16 protein-coding genes and 1 rRNA gene are annotated in these 16,824 nt (G+C 43.3%); 5 read left to right on the top strand and 12 right to left on the bottom strand.

Translation table 11 applies throughout. The annotated features are described in order from the left end of the window. Positions 1-283 precede the first annotated feature (283 nt). The 8 genes from AC3CID_RS01485 to dusA all read right to left on the bottom strand — a co-directional run bounded on the left by AC3CID_RS01485 (position 284) and on the right by dusA (position 9,727). A 16S ribosomal RNA gene (locus AC3CID_RS01485) occupies positions 284-1,838 on the bottom strand. 676 nt (positions 1,839-2,514) lie between these two features. Then, positions 2,515-3,291: a phosphoadenylyl-sulfate reductase gene (locus AC3CID_RS01480; protein WP_017073463.1), complete on the bottom strand. Its 777-nt coding sequence runs from the start codon at positions 3,289-3,291 to the stop codon at positions 2,515-2,517. Next, a complete protein-coding gene (cysI, locus tag AC3CID_RS01475; RefSeq protein ID WP_488526855.1) occupies positions 3,284-5,011 on the bottom strand; it encodes an assimilatory sulfite reductase (NADPH) hemoprotein subunit in 1,728 nt (575 codons plus the stop codon). The genes AC3CID_RS01480 and cysI overlap by 8 nt, the downstream gene beginning before the upstream one ends. After that, the gene (locus AC3CID_RS01470; protein ID WP_372244990.1) at positions 5,011-6,876 is read right to left on the bottom strand and encodes an assimilatory sulfite reductase (NADPH) flavoprotein subunit; all 1,866 of its coding nucleotides are present in this window, start codon (positions 6,874-6,876) and stop codon (positions 5,011-5,013) included. The genes cysI and AC3CID_RS01470 overlap by 1 nt, the downstream gene beginning before the upstream one ends. 123 nt (positions 6,877-6,999) lie before the next feature. Continuing rightward, positions 7,000-7,230, bottom strand: a complete 231-nt coding sequence (locus AC3CID_RS01465; RefSeq protein ID WP_102339310.1) for a hypothetical protein — start codon at positions 7,228-7,230, stop codon at positions 7,000-7,002. A 192-nt stretch (positions 7,231-7,422) separates the two neighbouring features. After that, positions 7,423-8,091: a TIGR04219 family outer membrane beta-barrel protein gene (locus AC3CID_RS01460; protein WP_054548390.1), complete on the bottom strand. Its 669-nt coding sequence runs from the start codon at positions 8,089-8,091 to the stop codon at positions 7,423-7,425. Between the two features lie 135 nt (positions 8,092-8,226). Continuing rightward, positions 8,227-8,448 (bottom strand): envelope stress response protein PspG, encoded by a 222-nt coding sequence (gene pspG / locus AC3CID_RS01455; protein ID WP_004735816.1) that lies wholly within the window; start codon positions 8,446-8,448, stop codon positions 8,227-8,229. Positions 8,449-8,725: 277 nt separating this feature from the next. Beyond that, entirely contained in the window at positions 8,726-9,727 is a 1,002-nt protein-coding gene (gene dusA / locus AC3CID_RS01450; RefSeq protein ID WP_017080832.1) for a tRNA dihydrouridine(20/20a) synthase DusA, read from the bottom strand. 166 nt (positions 9,728-9,893) lie between these two features. Between dusA and AC3CID_RS01445 the strand changes: the two genes are divergently transcribed. Then, positions 9,894-10,205 carry a tyrosine-type recombinase/integrase gene (locus AC3CID_RS01445; RefSeq protein ID WP_488526854.1) on the top strand — a complete coding sequence of 104 codons (312 nt, stop codon included), beginning with the start codon at positions 9,894-9,896 and terminating at the stop codon, positions 10,203-10,205. Positions 10,206-10,288: 83 nt separating this feature from the next. Next, entirely contained in the window at positions 10,289-11,377 is a 1,089-nt protein-coding gene (locus AC3CID_RS01440) for a hypothetical protein (protein WP_488526853.1), read from the top strand. A 54-nt stretch (positions 11,378-11,431) separates the two neighbouring features. Here the strand turns inward: AC3CID_RS01440 and AC3CID_RS01435 are convergent, their stop codons facing one another. Beyond that, positions 11,432-11,593, bottom strand: coding sequence for a hypothetical protein (locus AC3CID_RS01435; protein WP_488526852.1), 162 nt, complete (start codon positions 11,591-11,593; stop codon positions 11,432-11,434). Then, complete coding sequence (locus AC3CID_RS01430; RefSeq protein WP_488527264.1) at positions 11,593-11,772, bottom strand: hypothetical protein; 180 nt, start codon at positions 11,770-11,772, stop codon at positions 11,593-11,595. Before AC3CID_RS01430 ends, AC3CID_RS01435 begins: the two co-directional genes overlap by 1 nt. A 246-nt stretch (positions 11,773-12,018) precedes the next feature. Between AC3CID_RS01430 and zur the strand changes: the two genes are divergently transcribed. Together zur and AC3CID_RS01420 are read left to right on the top strand one after the other, a co-directional pair. Further along, a complete protein-coding gene (zur, locus tag AC3CID_RS01425; protein WP_017078243.1) occupies positions 12,019-12,477 on the top strand; it encodes a zinc uptake transcriptional repressor Zur in 459 nt (152 codons plus the stop codon). A gap of 17 nt (positions 12,478-12,494) precedes the next feature. Further along, entirely contained in the window at positions 12,495-12,956 is a 462-nt protein-coding gene (locus AC3CID_RS01420) for a chemotaxis protein CheX (protein WP_004735847.1), read from the top strand. 138 nt (positions 12,957-13,094) lie between these two features. On the opposite strand, the gene pgi is transcribed toward AC3CID_RS01420, so the two are convergent. After that, complete coding sequence (gene pgi, locus AC3CID_RS01415; RefSeq protein WP_102553516.1) at positions 13,095-14,747, bottom strand: glucose-6-phosphate isomerase; 1,653 nt, start codon at positions 14,745-14,747, stop codon at positions 13,095-13,097. Between the two features lie 326 nt (positions 14,748-15,073). Here pgi and AC3CID_RS01410 point away from each other — a divergent pair, with 326 nt between their 5' ends. Beyond that, positions 15,074-15,493: a secondary thiamine-phosphate synthase enzyme YjbQ gene (locus AC3CID_RS01410; RefSeq protein ID WP_065205749.1), complete on the top strand. Its 420-nt coding sequence runs from the start codon at positions 15,074-15,076 to the stop codon at positions 15,491-15,493. A 117-nt stretch (positions 15,494-15,610) separates the two neighbouring features. On the opposite strand, the gene AC3CID_RS01405 is transcribed toward AC3CID_RS01410, so the two are convergent. Continuing rightward, positions 15,611-16,816 (bottom strand): BamA/TamA family outer membrane protein, encoded by a 1,206-nt coding sequence (locus AC3CID_RS01405; RefSeq protein ID WP_102553527.1) that lies wholly within the window; start codon positions 16,814-16,816, stop codon positions 15,611-15,613. Positions 16,817-16,824: the final 8 nt, after the last annotated feature.

Here is a 16,824-nt window from a genome sequence, read left to right as displayed (position 1 = left end):
TTTTAAGAAAAGTAGAATCAAAAAATGAACAATCATTTCTGATCATTCGAATACAAGACACTTGAATGTGTTTGTTGTGTTTATCTAATGAAAGATAAACATTGAGAACTTTTAAATTTGATTAACATGACTCGTAAGTCAGTTAATCAGTCAGCTTTCCAAATTGTTAAAGAGCATAAAGCAAAAAGCTTTAATCAATAACTTACGTTATTAATTAAAGCTCTGGCTTTAACTAAATCTAAACCATCAATCTGTGTGGACACTCATCGTAAGTATCTTCGTATAAGGAGGTGATCCAGCCCCAGGTTCCCCTAGGGCTACCTTGTTACGACTTCACCCCAGTCATGAACCACAAAGTGGTGAGCGTCCTCCTCGAAAGGTTAAACTACCCACTTCTTTTGCAGCCCACTCCCATGGTGTGACGGGCGGTGTGTACAAGGCCCGGGAACGTATTCACCGTGACATTCTGATTCACGATTACTAGCGATTCCGACTTCATGGAGTCGAGTTGCAGACTCCAATCCGGACTACGACGCACTTTTTGGGATTCGCTCACTATCGCTAGCTTGCTGCCCTCTGTATGCGCCATTGTAGCACGTGTGTAGCCCTACTCGTAAGGGCCATGATGACTTGACGTCGTCCCCACCTTCCTCCGGTTTATCACCGGCAGTCTCCCTGGAGTTCCCGACATTACTCGCTGGCAAACAAGGATAAGGGTTGCGCTCGTTGCGGGACTTAACCCAACATTTCACAACACGAGCTGACGACAGCCATGCAGCACCTGTCTCAGAGTTCCCGAAGGCACACCTGCGTCTCCGCTGGCTTCTCTGGATGTCAAGAGTAGGTAAGGTTCTTCGCGTTGCATCGAATTAAACCACATGCTCCACCGCTTGTGCGGGCCCCCGTCAATTCATTTGAGTTTTAATCTTGCGACCGTACTCCCCAGGCGGTCTACTTAACGCGTTAGCTCCGAAAGCCACGGCTCAAGGCCACAACCTCCAAGTAGACATCGTTTACGGCGTGGACTACCAGGGTATCTAATCCTGTTTGCTCCCCACGCTTTCGCATCTGAGTGTCAGTGTCTGTCCAGGGGGCCGCCTTCGCCACTGGTATTCCTTCAGATCTCTACGCATTTCACCGCTACACCTGAAATTCTACCCCCCTCTACAGCACTCTAGTTCACCAGTTTCAAATGCAGTTCCGAGGTTGAGCCCCGGGCTTTCACATCTGACTTAATGAACCACCTGCATGCGCTTTACGCCCAGTAATTCCGATTAACGCTCGCACCCTCCGTATTACCGCGGCTGCTGGCACGGAGTTAGCCGGTGCTTCTTCTGTTGCTAACGTCAAGATGCGCAGCTATTAACTACACACCCTTCCTCACAACTGAAAGTACTTTACAACCCGAAGGCCTTCTTCATACACGCGGCATGGCTGCATCAGGCTTTCGCCCATTGTGCAATATTCCCCACTGCTGCCTCCCGTAGGAGTCTGGACCGTGTCTCAGTTCCAGTGTGGCTGATCATCCTCTCAGACCAGCTAGGGATCGTCGCCTTGGTGAGCCATTACCTCACCAACTAGCTAATCCCACCTAGGCATATCTTGACGCGAGAGGTCCGAAGATCCCCCTCTTTGGCCCGTAGGCATTATGCGGTATTAGCCATCGTTTCCAATGGTTATCCCCCACATCAAGGCAATTTCCTAGGCATTACTCACCCGTCCGCCGCTCGACGCCCATTAACGCACCCGAAGGATTGTTAGTGTCGTTTCCGCTCGACTTGCATGTGTTAGGCCTGCCGCCAGCGTTCAATCTGAGCCATGATCAAACTCTTCAATTTAAGATTTTGTCGGCTCAATGAATACTGACTTCAAAACTACAAAAAGTAATTCTAAAGCTATTATCTTTCCAACAGAAAGATAATGAATTGACTGTGCCAAATACTTTCTTTCTACAAGAGAAAGTAGTTATTCGTATTGGTCACTCAGTTCATTGAAACCAAAGTTGATTCCGAGGAATCTGTTTTACTTCTCTTAATAAAAAGGGAAGATAAAACGTTTTGATATTCATCAACGAGTGCCCACACAGATTGATAGGTTTAAATTGTTAAAGAGCTTCTCTTCGTTGTGACTTACATCACTTCGGAAGAGGCGGCCATTCTAGCGTTTTAATTCTCAGTGTCAAACACTTTTGAAAATTAATTTCTACTTTTAAAAAGTAGAAGCGAATAATCGCTTAAAGCTAGTTGCCTTACTAACATTCTTCGCTGAAGCCTTGTGGCGTCTACCGTGTCAGTGAGGCGGCATTATAGAGATGTTCCTCACATTGGCAAGTGTTTATTACCCAAAAATGTAAAAATAACGGTTAGATGACGAATAAACACTCAAAGCCTTATTTATGCAAGTTTAACTACAAAGTACTTACAGAATAACCACAGACTTATCCACAATTGCTCTAATTTTCATGCTAGAAACTAAAAAATCTGCCTTGAGGCAGCTTTTTAAATGGCAATGAGTCTAAATCCCAGAGCCATATTGCTCTCCATCGTCTTCATGGAGACCACATTCTCGTTTTAGACCATTAAAACGGGTTTCTTCTTCAGTCATACCCGGTTCCCATTTCTTAGTCGTATGAGTATCTCCAACAGAAAGGTACCCCTGTTCGCGAAGTGGGTGGTAACTGAGACCATGCTCTTCTAAGTAATAATGAACATCTTTATTTGTCCAATCAATTACTGGCAAGAACTTAAACACACCATTTTGGATAGATAAGATAGGCAAGTTTGCACGCGATTGAGATTGCTCTCTTCTCAACCCAGAAAACCAAGTGCCAGCCTCGAGTTCATCCAGCGCTCTTCTCATCGGTTCAACTTTATTAAGCTTGTTGTACTTCTCTATCCCTTCTATACCTTGCTCCCAAAGTTTGCCATATTGCGCTTCTTGCCAATTAGGGCTCTGCTGAGAACGAAAAACTTGAAGGTTTAAAGTCAACTTCTGACTTAACTCATCGATAAATTGATACGTTTCCGGGAATAGATACCCAGTGTCCGTAAGAATAACCGGAATATCTGGTTTTGCTTGAGTCACTAAGTGCAGCATCAACGCCGCTTGGATTCCGAAACTAGAAGACACAACATGTGTCCCTTCTAAATGTTCTAGTGCCCACTTAACTCTTTCTAATGCGGTTAGCTGCTCTAACTCAGCATTGATTTGTCCAAGACGAAGTATTTGCTCCGTCTTAGTCAATGCGAGTAGCTCTGCTAACTTCAGTTTTGAAGCGACAGAATTATGCATGCAGATCCCTCTTTGAAATGATCACCTCTTCGATGATGCCAGCTCGGATTGTAAAATCACCGAACCCTTCATTGTCGTTACGTTCCGTAGCCCAACGTCCCACCAGCGAATCAATCTCTTCTAAGATCTGAGCTGAAGTGATGTTCTCTTTATACATCTTCGGGATACGAGTTCCGGCTTTGTTGCCACCTAAGTGCATGTTGTAACGCCCCGGAGCCTTACCGACTAAACCCAGCTCAGCCAACATTGCACGGCCACAACCGTTTGGACAACCCGTGATACGAAGGATGATGTTATCTTCTTCTGGTAATCCATGTTTCTTCAGAATGTCTTCAACATCCGTTACAAACTCAGGAAGAAAACGCTCAGCTTCTGCCATTGCTAAAGGACATGTTGGGAATGCCACACAAGCCATTGAGTTTTTACGCTGCTCGGAAACGGCATCATCCATCAGACCGTATTGACGTGCCAGCTTTTCAATTTTTGTCTTTTGGCTCTTAGGTACACCAGCAACAATGAGGTTTTGGTTCGCTGTCATGCGGAAGTCACCTTTGTGGATCTTCGCTATTTCAGCAACACCTGTTTTCAGCGCTTTCCCAGGGAAATCAAGTAAACGACCATTTTCGATGAATAACGCTAAGTGGTGCTTACCATCAATGCCTTCCGCCCAACCGATACGATCGCCACGGCCAGTAAACTCATAAGGACGGCTTTCAGAAAACTCAACGCCTGCACGTTTTTCTACTTCTGCTTTGAATACATCAATACCAACACGGTCTAGTGTGTATTTGGTTTTGGCGTTCTTACGGTTCGAACGGTTACCCCAATCACGCTGAGTCGTTACCACCGCCGCTGCTACATCTAACGTTTTATCTAATGGCACAAAACCAAAGTCGTCAGCTTTACGCGCATAAGTAGAAGCATCGCCGTGCGTCATTGCAAGACCACCGCCCACTAATACGTTAAAGCCCACCAACTTTCCGTCTTTAGCAATCGCGATAAAGTTAAGATCGTTAGCATGCACATCTACGTCATTTTGTGGAGGAATTACAACCGTCGTCTTGAACTTACGTGGTAAGTAGTTGCTACCTAAGATAGGTTCTTCGTCCGTTGTTGCTAGCTTTTCACCATCTAACCAGATTTCTGCATAAGCACGAGTCTTAGGTAATAGATGTTCACTGATCTTTTTCGCCCACTCGTAGGCTTCTTGATGGAGCTCAGACTCAACCGGGTTTGTGGTACACAAAACATTGCGGTTTACGTCACCCGCAGTTGCAATGGAATCAATACCAATACTGTTTAGTGTTTGGTGCATTAACTTAATGTTCGGCTTCAACACACCGTGAAACTGGAAAGTTTGACGAGTTGTGAGACGGATAGAACCATAAGAGGTACTTTCATCTGCGAATTTATCAATCGCGAGCCACTGCTTCGGAGTGATGATCCCGCCAGGCATACGCGCACGCAGCATGACATTATGTAAAGGTTCTAGCTTTTGCTTGGTACGTTCATTACGAATATCACGGTCGTCTTGTTGATACATACCGTGGAAGCGGATCAACTGGAAGTTATCAGCAGTAAAGCCACCCGTAATTCTATCTTGGAGATCTTGTTCAATCGTACCGCGAAGATTTTTACTTTCACGCTTAAGACGTTCATTGTCAGCCAAAGGTCCCAGTACTTGACCTAGCACTTCTTGCTCTATTACTTGCTTGCTCATTAGTACACATCCCTTTGGTAACGTTTCGCTTTACGTAAATCATTAATATATTGTTCAGCTTGCTCGCGGCTCTGATTGCCATGTTTTTCCGCAATTGTAACTAATGCTTCATGAACATCTTTCGCCATTCGAGTCGCATCGCCACATACATAGAGGTAAGCGCCCTCTTGAAGCCATTGCCAAACCTGATCTGCTTGTTCAATTAAGCGGTCTTGAACATAAACCTTTTCTTTTTGATCTCGACTGAAGGCAACATCAAGCTTGGTTAGCGCACCAGACTTAAGGTACTTCTGCCATTCAACTTGATATAAGAAATCTTGAGTGAAAGTTCGGTCACCAAAGAAGAGCCAGCTTTTGCCTTCAGCATCATTGTTTTCACGCTCTTGAACAAAACTGCGGAACGGTGCGATACCGGTACCCGGGCCGACCATGATGATTGGTGTATTGTCGTCTTGTGGTAGTTTGAAGTTATTGTTGTTCTCAACAAACACCTTCACTTCACCGCCTTCTTCAAGACGTTGGGCTAAGAAGCTAGAAGCTCCGCCTAAACGAGATTCATCGCCTTTTTGGTATTCAACCAAACCAACCGTCAAGTGAACCTCTTCATCCACTTCAGCTTGGCTTGATGCAATAGAATAGAGGCGTGGGGTCAGCTTACGTAGTAGACCAATCAATTCATCAGCCGATAGCTTAGTTTTCTTCTCAGCTAAAACATCGACAACTTGAGTATTACCCGCGTATTCACGAAGCTTGTCTTTATCTTCCACCAGCTTAATTAACTTCTTGCTGCCCGAAAGCTCAGCAAACTTAGTCACTAGTTGAGGATTTGAAGATGTAATTTCGAATTTACTGACGAGTGCGCTGTGGATAGATAAGTTGTCACCATCGACATCAACACTTTCGATACCAGACAACCCAACCTTAGAAAGAATCTGATTAGCGAGTTCTGAACTGTTTTCAAACCATACGCCTAGCGCATCACCCGGTTGGTAAGTAATACCCGACTCATCAAGATCAATCTCGATATGACGAACATCTTTGCCCGAATCACGGCCGGTGATCTTTTGGCTCGTCAATAGTGTCGCGGTGTATGGATTTTGTTTAGTGTATTGCGAATGACCGGCAGCCGCTTGACCGACTGGTAATTGAACCACATCAGCTTCAGTGCCTGTCGATAGCGTCTCTTTTACTTGCTCTAATGCTTTAGCGCGCCATTCCGTTGCTGATTCTTCGTAATCAACATCACAATCAAGACGGTCGACAAACGATTGAGCACCAAGCTTAGCGAGGAAGCTATCGAAGTCTTTAGCCGTTTGGCAGAAGAACTCATAGCTTGAGTCACCTAAACCAATCACACCGTATTGTAGGTTTGATAATTTTGGCGCTTTCTTCGATTGTAGGAATTCATGCAACTCAATAGCGTTATCAGGGGCTTCGCCCTCACCATTGGTTGAAGCGACAAAAATGACGTGTGTCTCTTTGGCTAGGTTCTTACCTTTATAATCACTTGCATCGAAAAGCTCGACAGCAATACCCAAGGCTTTAGCTTCTGCCTCAAGCGATTCAGCGACACCTTTAGCATTACCTGTTTGAGAAGCAAAGATAATGCTGAGCTTACCCGCTGGTTTAGCCGCTACTGCAGCAGCCGCTTGAGCGATTGGCGCAGCTGCACCGACAGGCTGAGCTTGGCTCACTCCCCAAAGGTAACCACTGACCCATGCCAGTTGTTGTGAAGATAACTCAGAAACAGTGTGTTGAAGATGACCCAATTGTTGGTCATTAAGTGGTGCTGCTAGCCCAGGTAACTCATTAGCCCCAGACTGTGCATTATTATTTTGTGAAGACTCTTTCTTATTTAAAGACATGGTCACGACATCCCTAATCATTGCGTGACGATAGATTAACCACTCCTTTTAATAACAAGAAAGAATAGAAAAGTATGTTTTATAACTTTTTGGAAGTAAAAACCGATTGAAACCTAAATTGACTTACTGGTTTTCAATACGCACTTGCTGAAAGCCAACCGCCATTGCCGACTTAGATGCTAGGTCTAAATCCGCGTAATGGCACTCTTCACCATGAACATCAGTAAGCAGAACAAAGCCACCTCCCATATGGCGAAACTCCACAACCCAAGCCCCTTCTTGAATTGAGGGCTCTATGATCGCTTCAACTAACAGATTTTCTCTATATAAATTTCGTAATTCATTGAGTGTCATATTCCATCCCTTGCTTTGACCTCACAACATAGACCTTATAAGAATAGACGCTAATTAGCTCTCTGTATAAAGGATGGTCGAAAGTGATGAATGTGCTAACTAATTCCAGAAGGATATAACCAATAGATATAAAAAAACGCCACTTAATAAAGTGGCGTTCTCAAAATTCGTTCTAAATTTGCTTTCTATGGCCTAGAAGCGCACTTCAGCGCCAGCAAACCAGCCATCAACCATGACAAACTCTTTGCCAACCTCTGAAGAGAAGAACTCTTCCGAATCAAGGTCGATCACGCGGTAACCACCACGCAGTGCTATCTCAGTTTCTGCTACAGGAATTCGGTACTGAACACCTGCCATCAAATCCGTGCTCTTAATACCACTGCTATCACCGAACTCCATCGTACCGATGATATCGAAATTGGTCTCAGGAACGTTGATCTCTGCGTTGCCGTAGAAGCTCCAAGTGAATTCATCAAAGCTTGTTTGAGCGCCACCCGTTTTCGGTTCGATATAATTCGAGTTTGAATACTGAGTAAACGTCACACCCGCATCGAAGTTCATCAGCTTGTGATCTAACAACGTGTAATAGAAGGTGTAGTCGTACTTATCGAAAGCCAATGAATCTGCATCAACAGAAGTATAGCGAAAGCTAGCGTTTGGTAGCATCGGGGCATTATGCTCAAATGCGAGATACAACGAAGGTGAGTTAGAATCATCATCTTGTCTAACTTCGTTTAGCTTTGTACTTCCCCACCACATATCGGCACCGACTTTAGCCGTGTAAGAAAACTCTTCTTCAGCAGACACTGCCGAGCTTAAAGATAGCATTCCCACTAAAGCAATTAATGGCATTTTATTCATTTGAGATAGCTCCAATTCCATATCGTTGTGCTAATTGTATGCACATTCATAGATTATTGGGGAAAATTCTATCACACATCTTAAATTCTAAAACGATAAACCGATGACGATCAAAGATTTGACGACACCATGACCTTAGTAACGTCTTTGGTTAGAACTGTGTACAAAGTTTTTGAAAAACCAGATACCCAATGCAATCACAATTAACCAAGGCAGCAACTTAAACACAACCCCCATCATACCCAAGACCAACATGACGACTAACGCGATTCCGGTTGCAGCCAATACCGTCATAAACGTGATACCAGTGACAAGTAGAGTTGCGACGAAAATAAGAACAAAGATTAATTCAAACATAATGGTCTCCCTAATGAGTTAATGACCTATCTTTCCTACTTTCTAACATTGCAGCTTCCATACCAAGTTAGTGAAACCAATAAAACCCTTACTTATCAGGCAAATAAAAAGCCACACATCTAAATGCGTGGCTTTTAAAGAAACTATCAATGGCAAATTTAGCCTCTAGTGGCGAATTTAACCTTAGGTTTTTAAGCTTAAGTTTTTAAGCTTGGTTTTTTAACCTTAAGTTTCTAACCTTGGGCTTTTAAGCTCGAACTTTTAACCTCGAGGGAGGTTATACGTTTAGCTCTTTAGGGATCTTAGCCAATGCTGTCTGCATCACTTCGATACCTGCACCTTTCTTATGTGCGTTTTCACTGATGTAACGACGCCATTGTCTTGCGCCCGGCATGCTTTGGAACAAACCAAGCATATGACGAGAGATGTGTCCTAAGCTTGCACCATTTGAAAGCTCACGCTCTATGTACGGGTACATTTCTTCAACCACTTGTGAGCGCTTCTTGATTGGCGTGTCTAAACCAAAAATCTGTTGATCAACTTCAGCCAAGATAAATGGGCTATGGTAAGCCTCACGACCGATCATCACACCATCAAGGTGTTGCAAGTGCTCTTTAGTTTGCTCAAGAGTAGTAACGCCACCATTCACGGCAATCACAAGATCAGAGAAATCTTTCTTGATTTGGTATGCACGATCGTAATCTAGCGGTGGAATCTCTCGGTTCTCTTTCGGGCTAAGGCCACTCAACCATGCTTTACGAGCATGAATAGTAAATTGTTCACAGCCGCCTTTTTCAGAAACCGTCGAAACAAACTTAGTTAAGAACTCATAAGAGTCTTGGTCGTCGATACCAATACGCGTTTTCACGGTAATTGGAATATCAGTGACTTCTTTCATCGCCGACACACAATCTGCCACCAGCTCAGGCTCAGCCATTAGGCAAGCACCAAAGCGACCATTCTGAACTCGGTCGGAAGGGCAACCGACATTAAGGTTGATTTCATCATAGCCACGCTCACCAGCAAGCTTGGCACACGCCGCCAAATCAACCGGGTTTGAACCACCGAGTTGAAGTGCAAGAGGATGTTCTTGCTCGTTATATTCTAGAAAGTCGCCCTTACCATGTAAGATCGCACCCGTTGTTATCATTTCCGTGTACAGAAGCGTCTGCTGAGAAAGCAAACGGTGAAAGTAACGACAGTGGCGGTCAGTCCAATCGAGCATTGGAGCGACGGATAAGCGGTTAGCCGCGTATTTACTGGTATTGTCAGGTTTCATAAAGCGTTACTCAAAATCTATACACTGCATATATATACAGAAACTCGCTAGTTCTGCCGCAAACTCACCCGTTCAGTACGCCTATAGTACGTATTGACGGGGTGGAACGAAGGCATCATTTAGCATTAAAAAAAGAACACTTCAAAGCGGTGAATCACGCTTCACAGTGGACATTGTAGTCAAAAATAATTGGGCGATTATACACAGGGAATCGAAAACATTCAGGAACAAAGACGAACTTATTTTCCCGTACAACTCACGAAGTGTTAATGCAGGCTTTCAGCGTGTAAGAAACGAATTAGGCATTGAAGATTTGAGGTATCACGACTTACGAAGAGAGGGAGCAAGCCAGTTGTTTGAAATGGGCTACTCTATTGAAGAAGTGGCTCAAGTTACGGGACATCGAAACTTGAATATTTTGTGGCAGGTATATACTCAGTTATTCCCATCTATGTTACATAACAAGGCTCAATTATGAAGCATATGAATCAGTTATGAAAACTGGCTTTAATGACCACACTTGATATGCTATCCCTTAAAATATGTTAAATGACACAACTAATGGATAAATTGATTCAAGCTATTGAAGTGCTTAGTAAACTAGATGGAACAACACTGACCATCTTGAGCATCCTTGTATCTGTAGTGGGAGCCTTACTTAGTCTAGTTGTCGCGGCTCTAGGTGTATGGTTTGCAGTGGCTCAATATCGACTAAAACGCTCTATTAAAATTATAGGTTCGACTTCTTTTTGTAGCAGTGCATTTTACAATGACCACTATCCAAGCCATGTAACCCTTCAAAACCTGAAAGATAAATCTGAAGCTATCTTTGGTATTTGCATTTCTATCGGAAATAATTGCTACATAGAGCTAGAAGATTTAAATGATGATCCACTAGTTTTACAGCCGTTCGAAACTATAACTAGGACTTACAAGCCCGTGTCTTTTTATGGGTGTAGCCACTATAAAGTTAGCATTAACCACTTAGTAAACAAAGTACCTGTGAAAGTTGTCCTATCAACCAATAACGGCAAATATGTAACTAAGAAAAGAACCAAAGGCTGGATGCCTGTTGTTGAAACTTTAAGAAATGGCTACATAGCAACACTTAAACCTTGGCGAGTCTTTGATGAAAAGCCAGATGGTAAAGAGTTTGTCATTTCGAGCTTAAGCAAATACGTAGTTAAATACACTGAGAATGGAACCGATAGATCGGTTAATGTCTACAAAAATGGGCATTGGTTTCACCATAATAAAGCCGAGTTTCAACTAACTCCAGATCATATCGAAAGTGTTGATACTTTAGATTCACACCTAAAAAGTCTAAAAACTTTAGAAACTGAGCATGGGATTGAACTTGATTCTATAAATGTACTCTCGGTAAAAGACTTACCTGAAGTCAAACGGTTAGATAGCTTCTATACAAACGATTTGAAACTAGAACATAGTTCATGGTTCACAGTCCATATACTCGGTGAGCTTTTTAGTAGACTTAGCTCATACACAATGCGACGAGACAACTTTGATAGTAACAATAAGAGTGACTTTTCATTCAATGAATTGTTAGGCATCAAGTGGCTCTTCATTATCGTATTTTCTAGCCTTATTCTTTTAGTAGTAAGTAGTGAGCTTTGGTCGTTTTTAAGCTGATAACCTCCACACTCAAAGATTTAACCAAAAATTATATTACTGTTCAAAAAAGCCCTATGAATTAGGGCTTTTACTTTCAAGTCGAGTCAAACGCTCATCCATCTTTTCCATCATTAAGCGCAACCACTTAACATCAGTTTTGAGTGTAATACCTACACCCACCCCGCTAGATAACGCACTGACAACTGCGATAATTACTGTCTGATACTCTGCCATTACTTGAACTCATTACGTAGGATTTCCCATAGGCCAAATACTATTGGAGCACTTGCGCCAATAATACCCCCGAATTGCACACCATCTGCCGATACACTCGCGGTGATAAGTTCAGGGTGACCAACTACCAAAGCCGCTCCCGCGCCAAGTAACGCTAAACCTTTCTTAGTCGATGACAAGCCAATGTCGATTGAGAGCATTTTATAAAAGCACCTTATTGCACATTTTTTTATAAACACATTCACCAGATCTCTAATTCAGCCTCATTAATCAGTTATGCCTTGAGTCACACTGTCATTTTGAGTTACCTTGTCTTATTCAAAGTCGTGGGTCACAATACGCTCTGTACCTGACTTTAATAGAAATCATTGGCTCCCAAAACGTAGTAACCTAGAAATAGGGTTTGAATAGGGATGTCCGATTGAATGGTGAAAAATTTGGACCACACATTAATAGAGCAAGTTGAAGGGATATGCGCATCTCGAGGCGTTAGATTAACACCTCAGAGAAAGCGAGTGTTTGAGCTCATTTTCTCTAATAAAAAAGCCTCCAGTGCTTATGAATTATTAGAGCAGTTGAAAGTCAGTGAACCGCAAGCCAAGCCTCCTACAGTTTATCGTGCTTTGGATTTCTTGTTGGAACAAGGTTTCATTCACCGAGTTGAATCAACCAATAGCTTCATATGTTGCTGTTCTTGCAATGCGAACAAACATTTCTCCCAACTACTGATCTGCGATAAATGTGGCACTGTGATAGAATTGCAAGACGATGCGCTTGTCACTCTACTCGCTAGTAACGCTGAGAAGCATGGCTTTCAATTGACCAATCATGTCATTGAATCGCATGGCATTTGCCAATCTTGCTCCTCCGAAATGAAAGAATAAGATTATAGAAGAACATTATGCGCGCTGAATTTGTAAACCCGTTTTTAGCTTCTTTGATGAATGTACTAAAAACGATGGCTTCTCTTGAATTGAAGCCACAAAAACCAAGAGTTAAGAAAGATGAGATCGCTCGTGGTGATGTATCCGGCCTAATTGGTATGGTTGGCACACAATCTCGTGGCTCAATGTCGATCACTTTTGATGAAGGTCTTGCCCTAGAAATCATGGAAAACATGTTGGGTGAACGACCAAATGGCTTGAACGAAGAAGTGACCGATATGGTGGGTGAAATCACTAATATGGTGACTGGTGGTGCAAAACGAATTCTTGCAGAAAGCGGCTTTGATTTCGACATGGCAACGCCAATCGTCGTATCAGGTAAAGGCCACACCATTCGTCATAAGTGTGAAGGTGCTATTATCATCATGCCTTTCACATCTCAATGGGGTAACGCCTTCATCGAGATCTGTTTCGAATAGAGACAATCGAGTAAATAAAAAATGAAAGGCTGACGTACATACGTCAGCCTTTTTTATTGCCGTAAAATCAACGGACATAAAAAACGCCAACCGAAAGGTTGGCGTTTACAGTTATTACTTGGTGTTACTTAAACAGTCTTAAGCTTTCAGCGCTTTAAATGCGTTGATTAGACCGTTAGTTGAGCTGTCGTGAGAGGTTACTTGAGCATCATCAGCAAGCTCTGGAAGAATTTGGTTTGCTAGTTGCTTACCAAGTTCTACACCCCATTGGTCGAAGCTGAAGATGTTCCAGATAACGCCTTGAACGAAGATCTTGTGCTCGTACATCGCGATTAGGTTACCTAAAGTGCGAGGAGTCATTTGCTTCACAAGAATTGAGTTCGTTGGACGGTTGCCTTCAAATACTTTGAAAGGAGCAAGCTCCGCTGCTTCTTCTGCTGTTTTACCAGCCGCTAGGAATTCAGCTTCCACTGTCTCTTTTGTCTTACCGAATGCTAGTGCTTCAGTTTGAGCAAAGAAGTTAGACATTAGCTTCTGGTGGTGATCAGATGCTGGGTTGTGGCTGATTGCAGGCGCAATAAAGTCTGATGGGATCAGCTTAGTGCCTTGGTGAATCAGTTGGTAGAAAGCGTGTTGGCCGTTAGTACCAGGTTCACCCCAGATGATAGGACCTGTTTGGTATTCTACTGGGTTGCCTTCACGGTCAACAAACTTACCGTTTGATTCCATGTTACCTTGCTGGAAGTAAGCAGCAAAACGGTGCATGTACTGATCGTAAGGTAGAATCGCTTCTGACTCAGCGCCATGGAAGTTGTTGTACCAAACACCAATAAGCGCAAGAATCACTGGAATGTTGCTTTCAAACTCAGTTGAAGCAAAGTGGTTATCCATCTCGTGTGCGCCGTCTAGTAGCTCAGCGAAGTTATCGAAGCCGATAGAAAGAGAGATAGAAAGGCCGATTGCAGACCATAGTGAGTAACGACCACCAACCCAGTCCCAGAATTCGAACATGTTGTCAGTATCAATACCAAACTCAGCAACTGAAGTTGCGTTAGTTGATAGCGCTGCGAAGTGCTTAGCTACGTGTGCGTCATCACCCGCTTCAGCCAGGAACCAATCACGAGCAGAGTGTGCATTCGTCATTGTTTCTTGAGTCGTAAATGTCTTCGATGCTACTAGGAACAACGTTGTTTCTGGGTTAAGAGGCTTAAGTGTCTCAACAATGTGAGTGCCATCTACGTTAGAAACGAAGTGCATGTTCAGGCGAGTTTTGTATGGCGTAAGTGCTTCAGTCACCATGTATGGACCAAGGTCCGAACCGCCGATACCGATGTTAACTACATCAGTGATCTCTTTACCTGTGTAACCTTTCCACTCACCAGAAACGATGCGGTGCGTGAACAGTTCCATTTTTGCTAGTACTGCGTTCACTGCTGGCATTACGTCTTTGCCATCAACCATTACTGGGTTGTCGCTACGGTTACGTAGAGCAGTGTGAAGTACTGAACGACCTTCAGTCTTGTTGATTGCATCACCGCCGAACATTGCTTCGATTGCAGACTTAACTTCAGTCTCGTTCGCAAGAGCAAATAGGTGCTGCATCGTTTCAGCATCGATAAGGTTCTTAGAGTAATCCACTAAGATGTCAGAACCGAAACGAGTAGAAAAGCTCTCGAAACGCTTTGCATCTTGAGCAAACAGCTCTTTCATATCCATATCTTGAGCAGACTCAAAATGTGCAGTTAGAGCTTTCCACGCTTGTGTTTGCGTTGGGTTGATATTTTTCAACATGGTATCTATCCCGATGTTACTGTAGGTTTTATTCTAAACGTCACCTGGGTGATGAATAGAACCCCCGATTAGGCGAAAGTTTATATTTTTCTGTGATGACCAAACCGCGTCACCACTGAAAGATTCTTTGTAATTTTTTTTCACGACGTATTATGCCGCATATGAAGAGCTGTACCTTGAGATAAATCAGGATTCGATTTCCTGATACAAGAATCGGTACAGACTCTAGCTCTAACATAATTAAATGTGAGCGATACCTGATAAATTCAAGTTCAAAAGATAGCGTTAAACCACTTTTTTTCCAAATACATTATAAAGGATGGCGTATGTGGATTCAGAAGACTATACACCTAAATGCACGAAAGCGTGGATTTCATCTCATTACTGATGAAATTGAACAACAGATACACGATATCAATTCTCTATCTGTTGGTTTATTACATCTTTTTATCCAACATACCTCTGCCAGCCTCACGCTAAACGAGAACGCAGATCCTACCGTCCGTACCGATATGGAATCACACTTTAATAAGTTTGTACCTGAGCGAGCACCCTACTACAGACACACCTATGAAGGCGATGATGACATGCCAGCCCACATTAAAGCATCGACACTTGGCACCAGTGTGACAATACCCATCACTAATGGTCGTTTAGCTTTAGGAACATGGCAGGGCATTTACTTAGGTGAGCATCGAGATTGTGGTGGCAGCCGTACGGTTGTTGCGACCATTCAAGGTGAATAACCTTAAGTAGCTAGCTATAAAAAACCATTAAAAACATAATGATAGACAACAAAAAAGGGTGGCACAGTTATGTGTCACCCTTTAAAAATATGAGATATTCGAGTTAGTAAAACCAGATTAGAAAGGCTGGTTTATCATGACCCTAAAGGTCCCTTCATCACCACCTCGAGCTAACTCAGCACGAACAACAATACCCTCTACTTGGAAACGAACCGCGCCACCTAGGCTCCATTTCATATCCGAGTGCAGTGTTTTTATATCGTACTCATCAGCAACGCGCCCGACTTCGGCAAACGCCACCCATTGCCACCAAGGCAAATCGTAGTAGTTAATCAGTGGGATATCACCCAAAGGTTGCCAGTCAGGAATCACTCGGTACTCAGCAGAGTAATGAACCGCAGAACGTCCATGATAGCGACCTCCGGTATAACCTCGTAAGCGATATAAACCACCCAATCGAGCTTGTTCAGTTTCCGGTGGACGAGCACAATCTTGCCCAGAACAGTTATCCCAGGTTGGTGTATCAGCGGTATAGAAATCGAGTGCCACGACTTGTTGGTCGAACAGGTCACCTAAAGGGCCTAATGCGAAGTACTGGCTATTTTGGAACGTCCACTTCAACCATAAATCATCGTTAGACCAGCTTTCTGCGCCAGTCGTGAATTCAAGGTTAGTATGAGAGCCCGTGGTTGGGTTACGTGTGCTATCACGGTTATCCCAATCCAATGCCAGACTAAAGCCTGTCGCCTCTTCCGTGTTGTTTAAACCTTCTAGCTCACGTGCCGTATAAAAAGGCGTGAAGATAATCGAGCTGACACCCGACTCGACTGGCGAAGCAAAACTCACATCTTTGATTGGCTGAAAAGCCCCTAACAAGCCATGTTCTGCAACATTGCCCCAAGGTAGCAAATACTTAAATTCGAACTGATAGTTTTGCTCTAAGCCATCGGCAATGGTTTTATCATCAATAGATGAATCGTTATCGCCTTGAGAGCCAATGTAATAAGGATTGTCGTTGAAGCGCGCTTGGTACATCTGAGTACTAAACAAGATATTCTCAGACAAAGCGTAGTTAAAGGCCGATAGAAAACCGACATAACTGTCTTTGTCTGAATAAAGCGCCATACCAAACAGAGCGGCTTGAGGTTGCCAAACACCCTTTGCGACACCCGCAACCCCAAAGGTATTGCCCAATGTTTCAGTACTAAAATAGAAAGGGACAAAGGCTGAATCTTTTTCTTCACTCAAGACAGAAGAAGAAAAGCTAACACCGAGCAATGCCATAGCTGACGTTAACCAGTGTCGAGTCGTTCGCTTGAACATCATTTAGT

The sequence above is a fragment of the Vibrio sp. QJM3NY_21 genome (genome assembly GCF_057785975.1).
This window is presented reverse-complemented; position numbering and strand designations above follow the sequence as displayed.

Bases quoted from the DNA above. Each gene is read 5' to 3' on its own strand.
- AC3CID_RS01480 (WP_017073463.1), bottom strand. From the start codon at position 3,291: ATGCATAATTCTGTCGCTTCAAAACTGAAGTTAGCAGAGCTACTCGCA.
- cysI (WP_488526855.1), bottom strand. From the start codon at position 5,011: ATGAGCAAGCAAGTAATAGAGCAAGAAGTGCTAGGTCAAGTACTGGGA.
- AC3CID_RS01470 (WP_372244990.1), bottom strand. From the start codon at position 6,876: ATGTCTTTAAATAAGAAAGAGTCTTCACAAAATAATAATGCACAGTCT.
- AC3CID_RS01465 (WP_102339310.1), bottom strand. From the start codon at position 7,230: ATGACACTCAATGAATTACGAAATTTATATAGAGAAAATCTGTTAGTT.
- AC3CID_RS01460 (WP_054548390.1), bottom strand. From the start codon at position 8,091: ATGAATAAAATGCCATTAATTGCTTTAGTGGGAATGCTATCTTTAAGC.
- pspG (WP_004735816.1), bottom strand. From the start codon at position 8,448: ATGTTTGAATTAATCTTTGTTCTTATTTTCGTCGCAACTCTACTTGTC.
- dusA (WP_017080832.1), bottom strand. From the start codon at position 9,727: ATGAAACCTGACAATACCAGTAAATACGCGGCTAACCGCTTATCCGTC.
- AC3CID_RS01440 (WP_488526853.1), top strand. From the start codon at position 10,289: ATGGATAAATTGATTCAAGCTATTGAAGTGCTTAGTAAACTAGATGGA.
- AC3CID_RS01435 (WP_488526852.1), bottom strand. From the start codon at position 11,593: ATGGCAGAGTATCAGACAGTAATTATCGCAGTTGTCAGTGCGTTATCT.
- zur (WP_017078243.1), top strand. From the start codon at position 12,019: ATGGTGAAAAATTTGGACCACACATTAATAGAGCAAGTTGAAGGGATA.
- AC3CID_RS01420 (WP_004735847.1), top strand. From the start codon at position 12,495: ATGCGCGCTGAATTTGTAAACCCGTTTTTAGCTTCTTTGATGAATGTA.
- pgi (WP_102553516.1), bottom strand. From the start codon at position 14,747: ATGTTGAAAAATATCAACCCAACGCAAACACAAGCGTGGAAAGCTCTA.
- AC3CID_RS01410 (WP_065205749.1), top strand. From the start codon at position 15,074: ATGTGGATTCAGAAGACTATACACCTAAATGCACGAAAGCGTGGATTT.
- AC3CID_RS01405 (WP_102553527.1), bottom strand. From the start codon at position 16,816: ATGTTCAAGCGAACGACTCGACACTGGTTAACGTCAGCTATGGCATTG.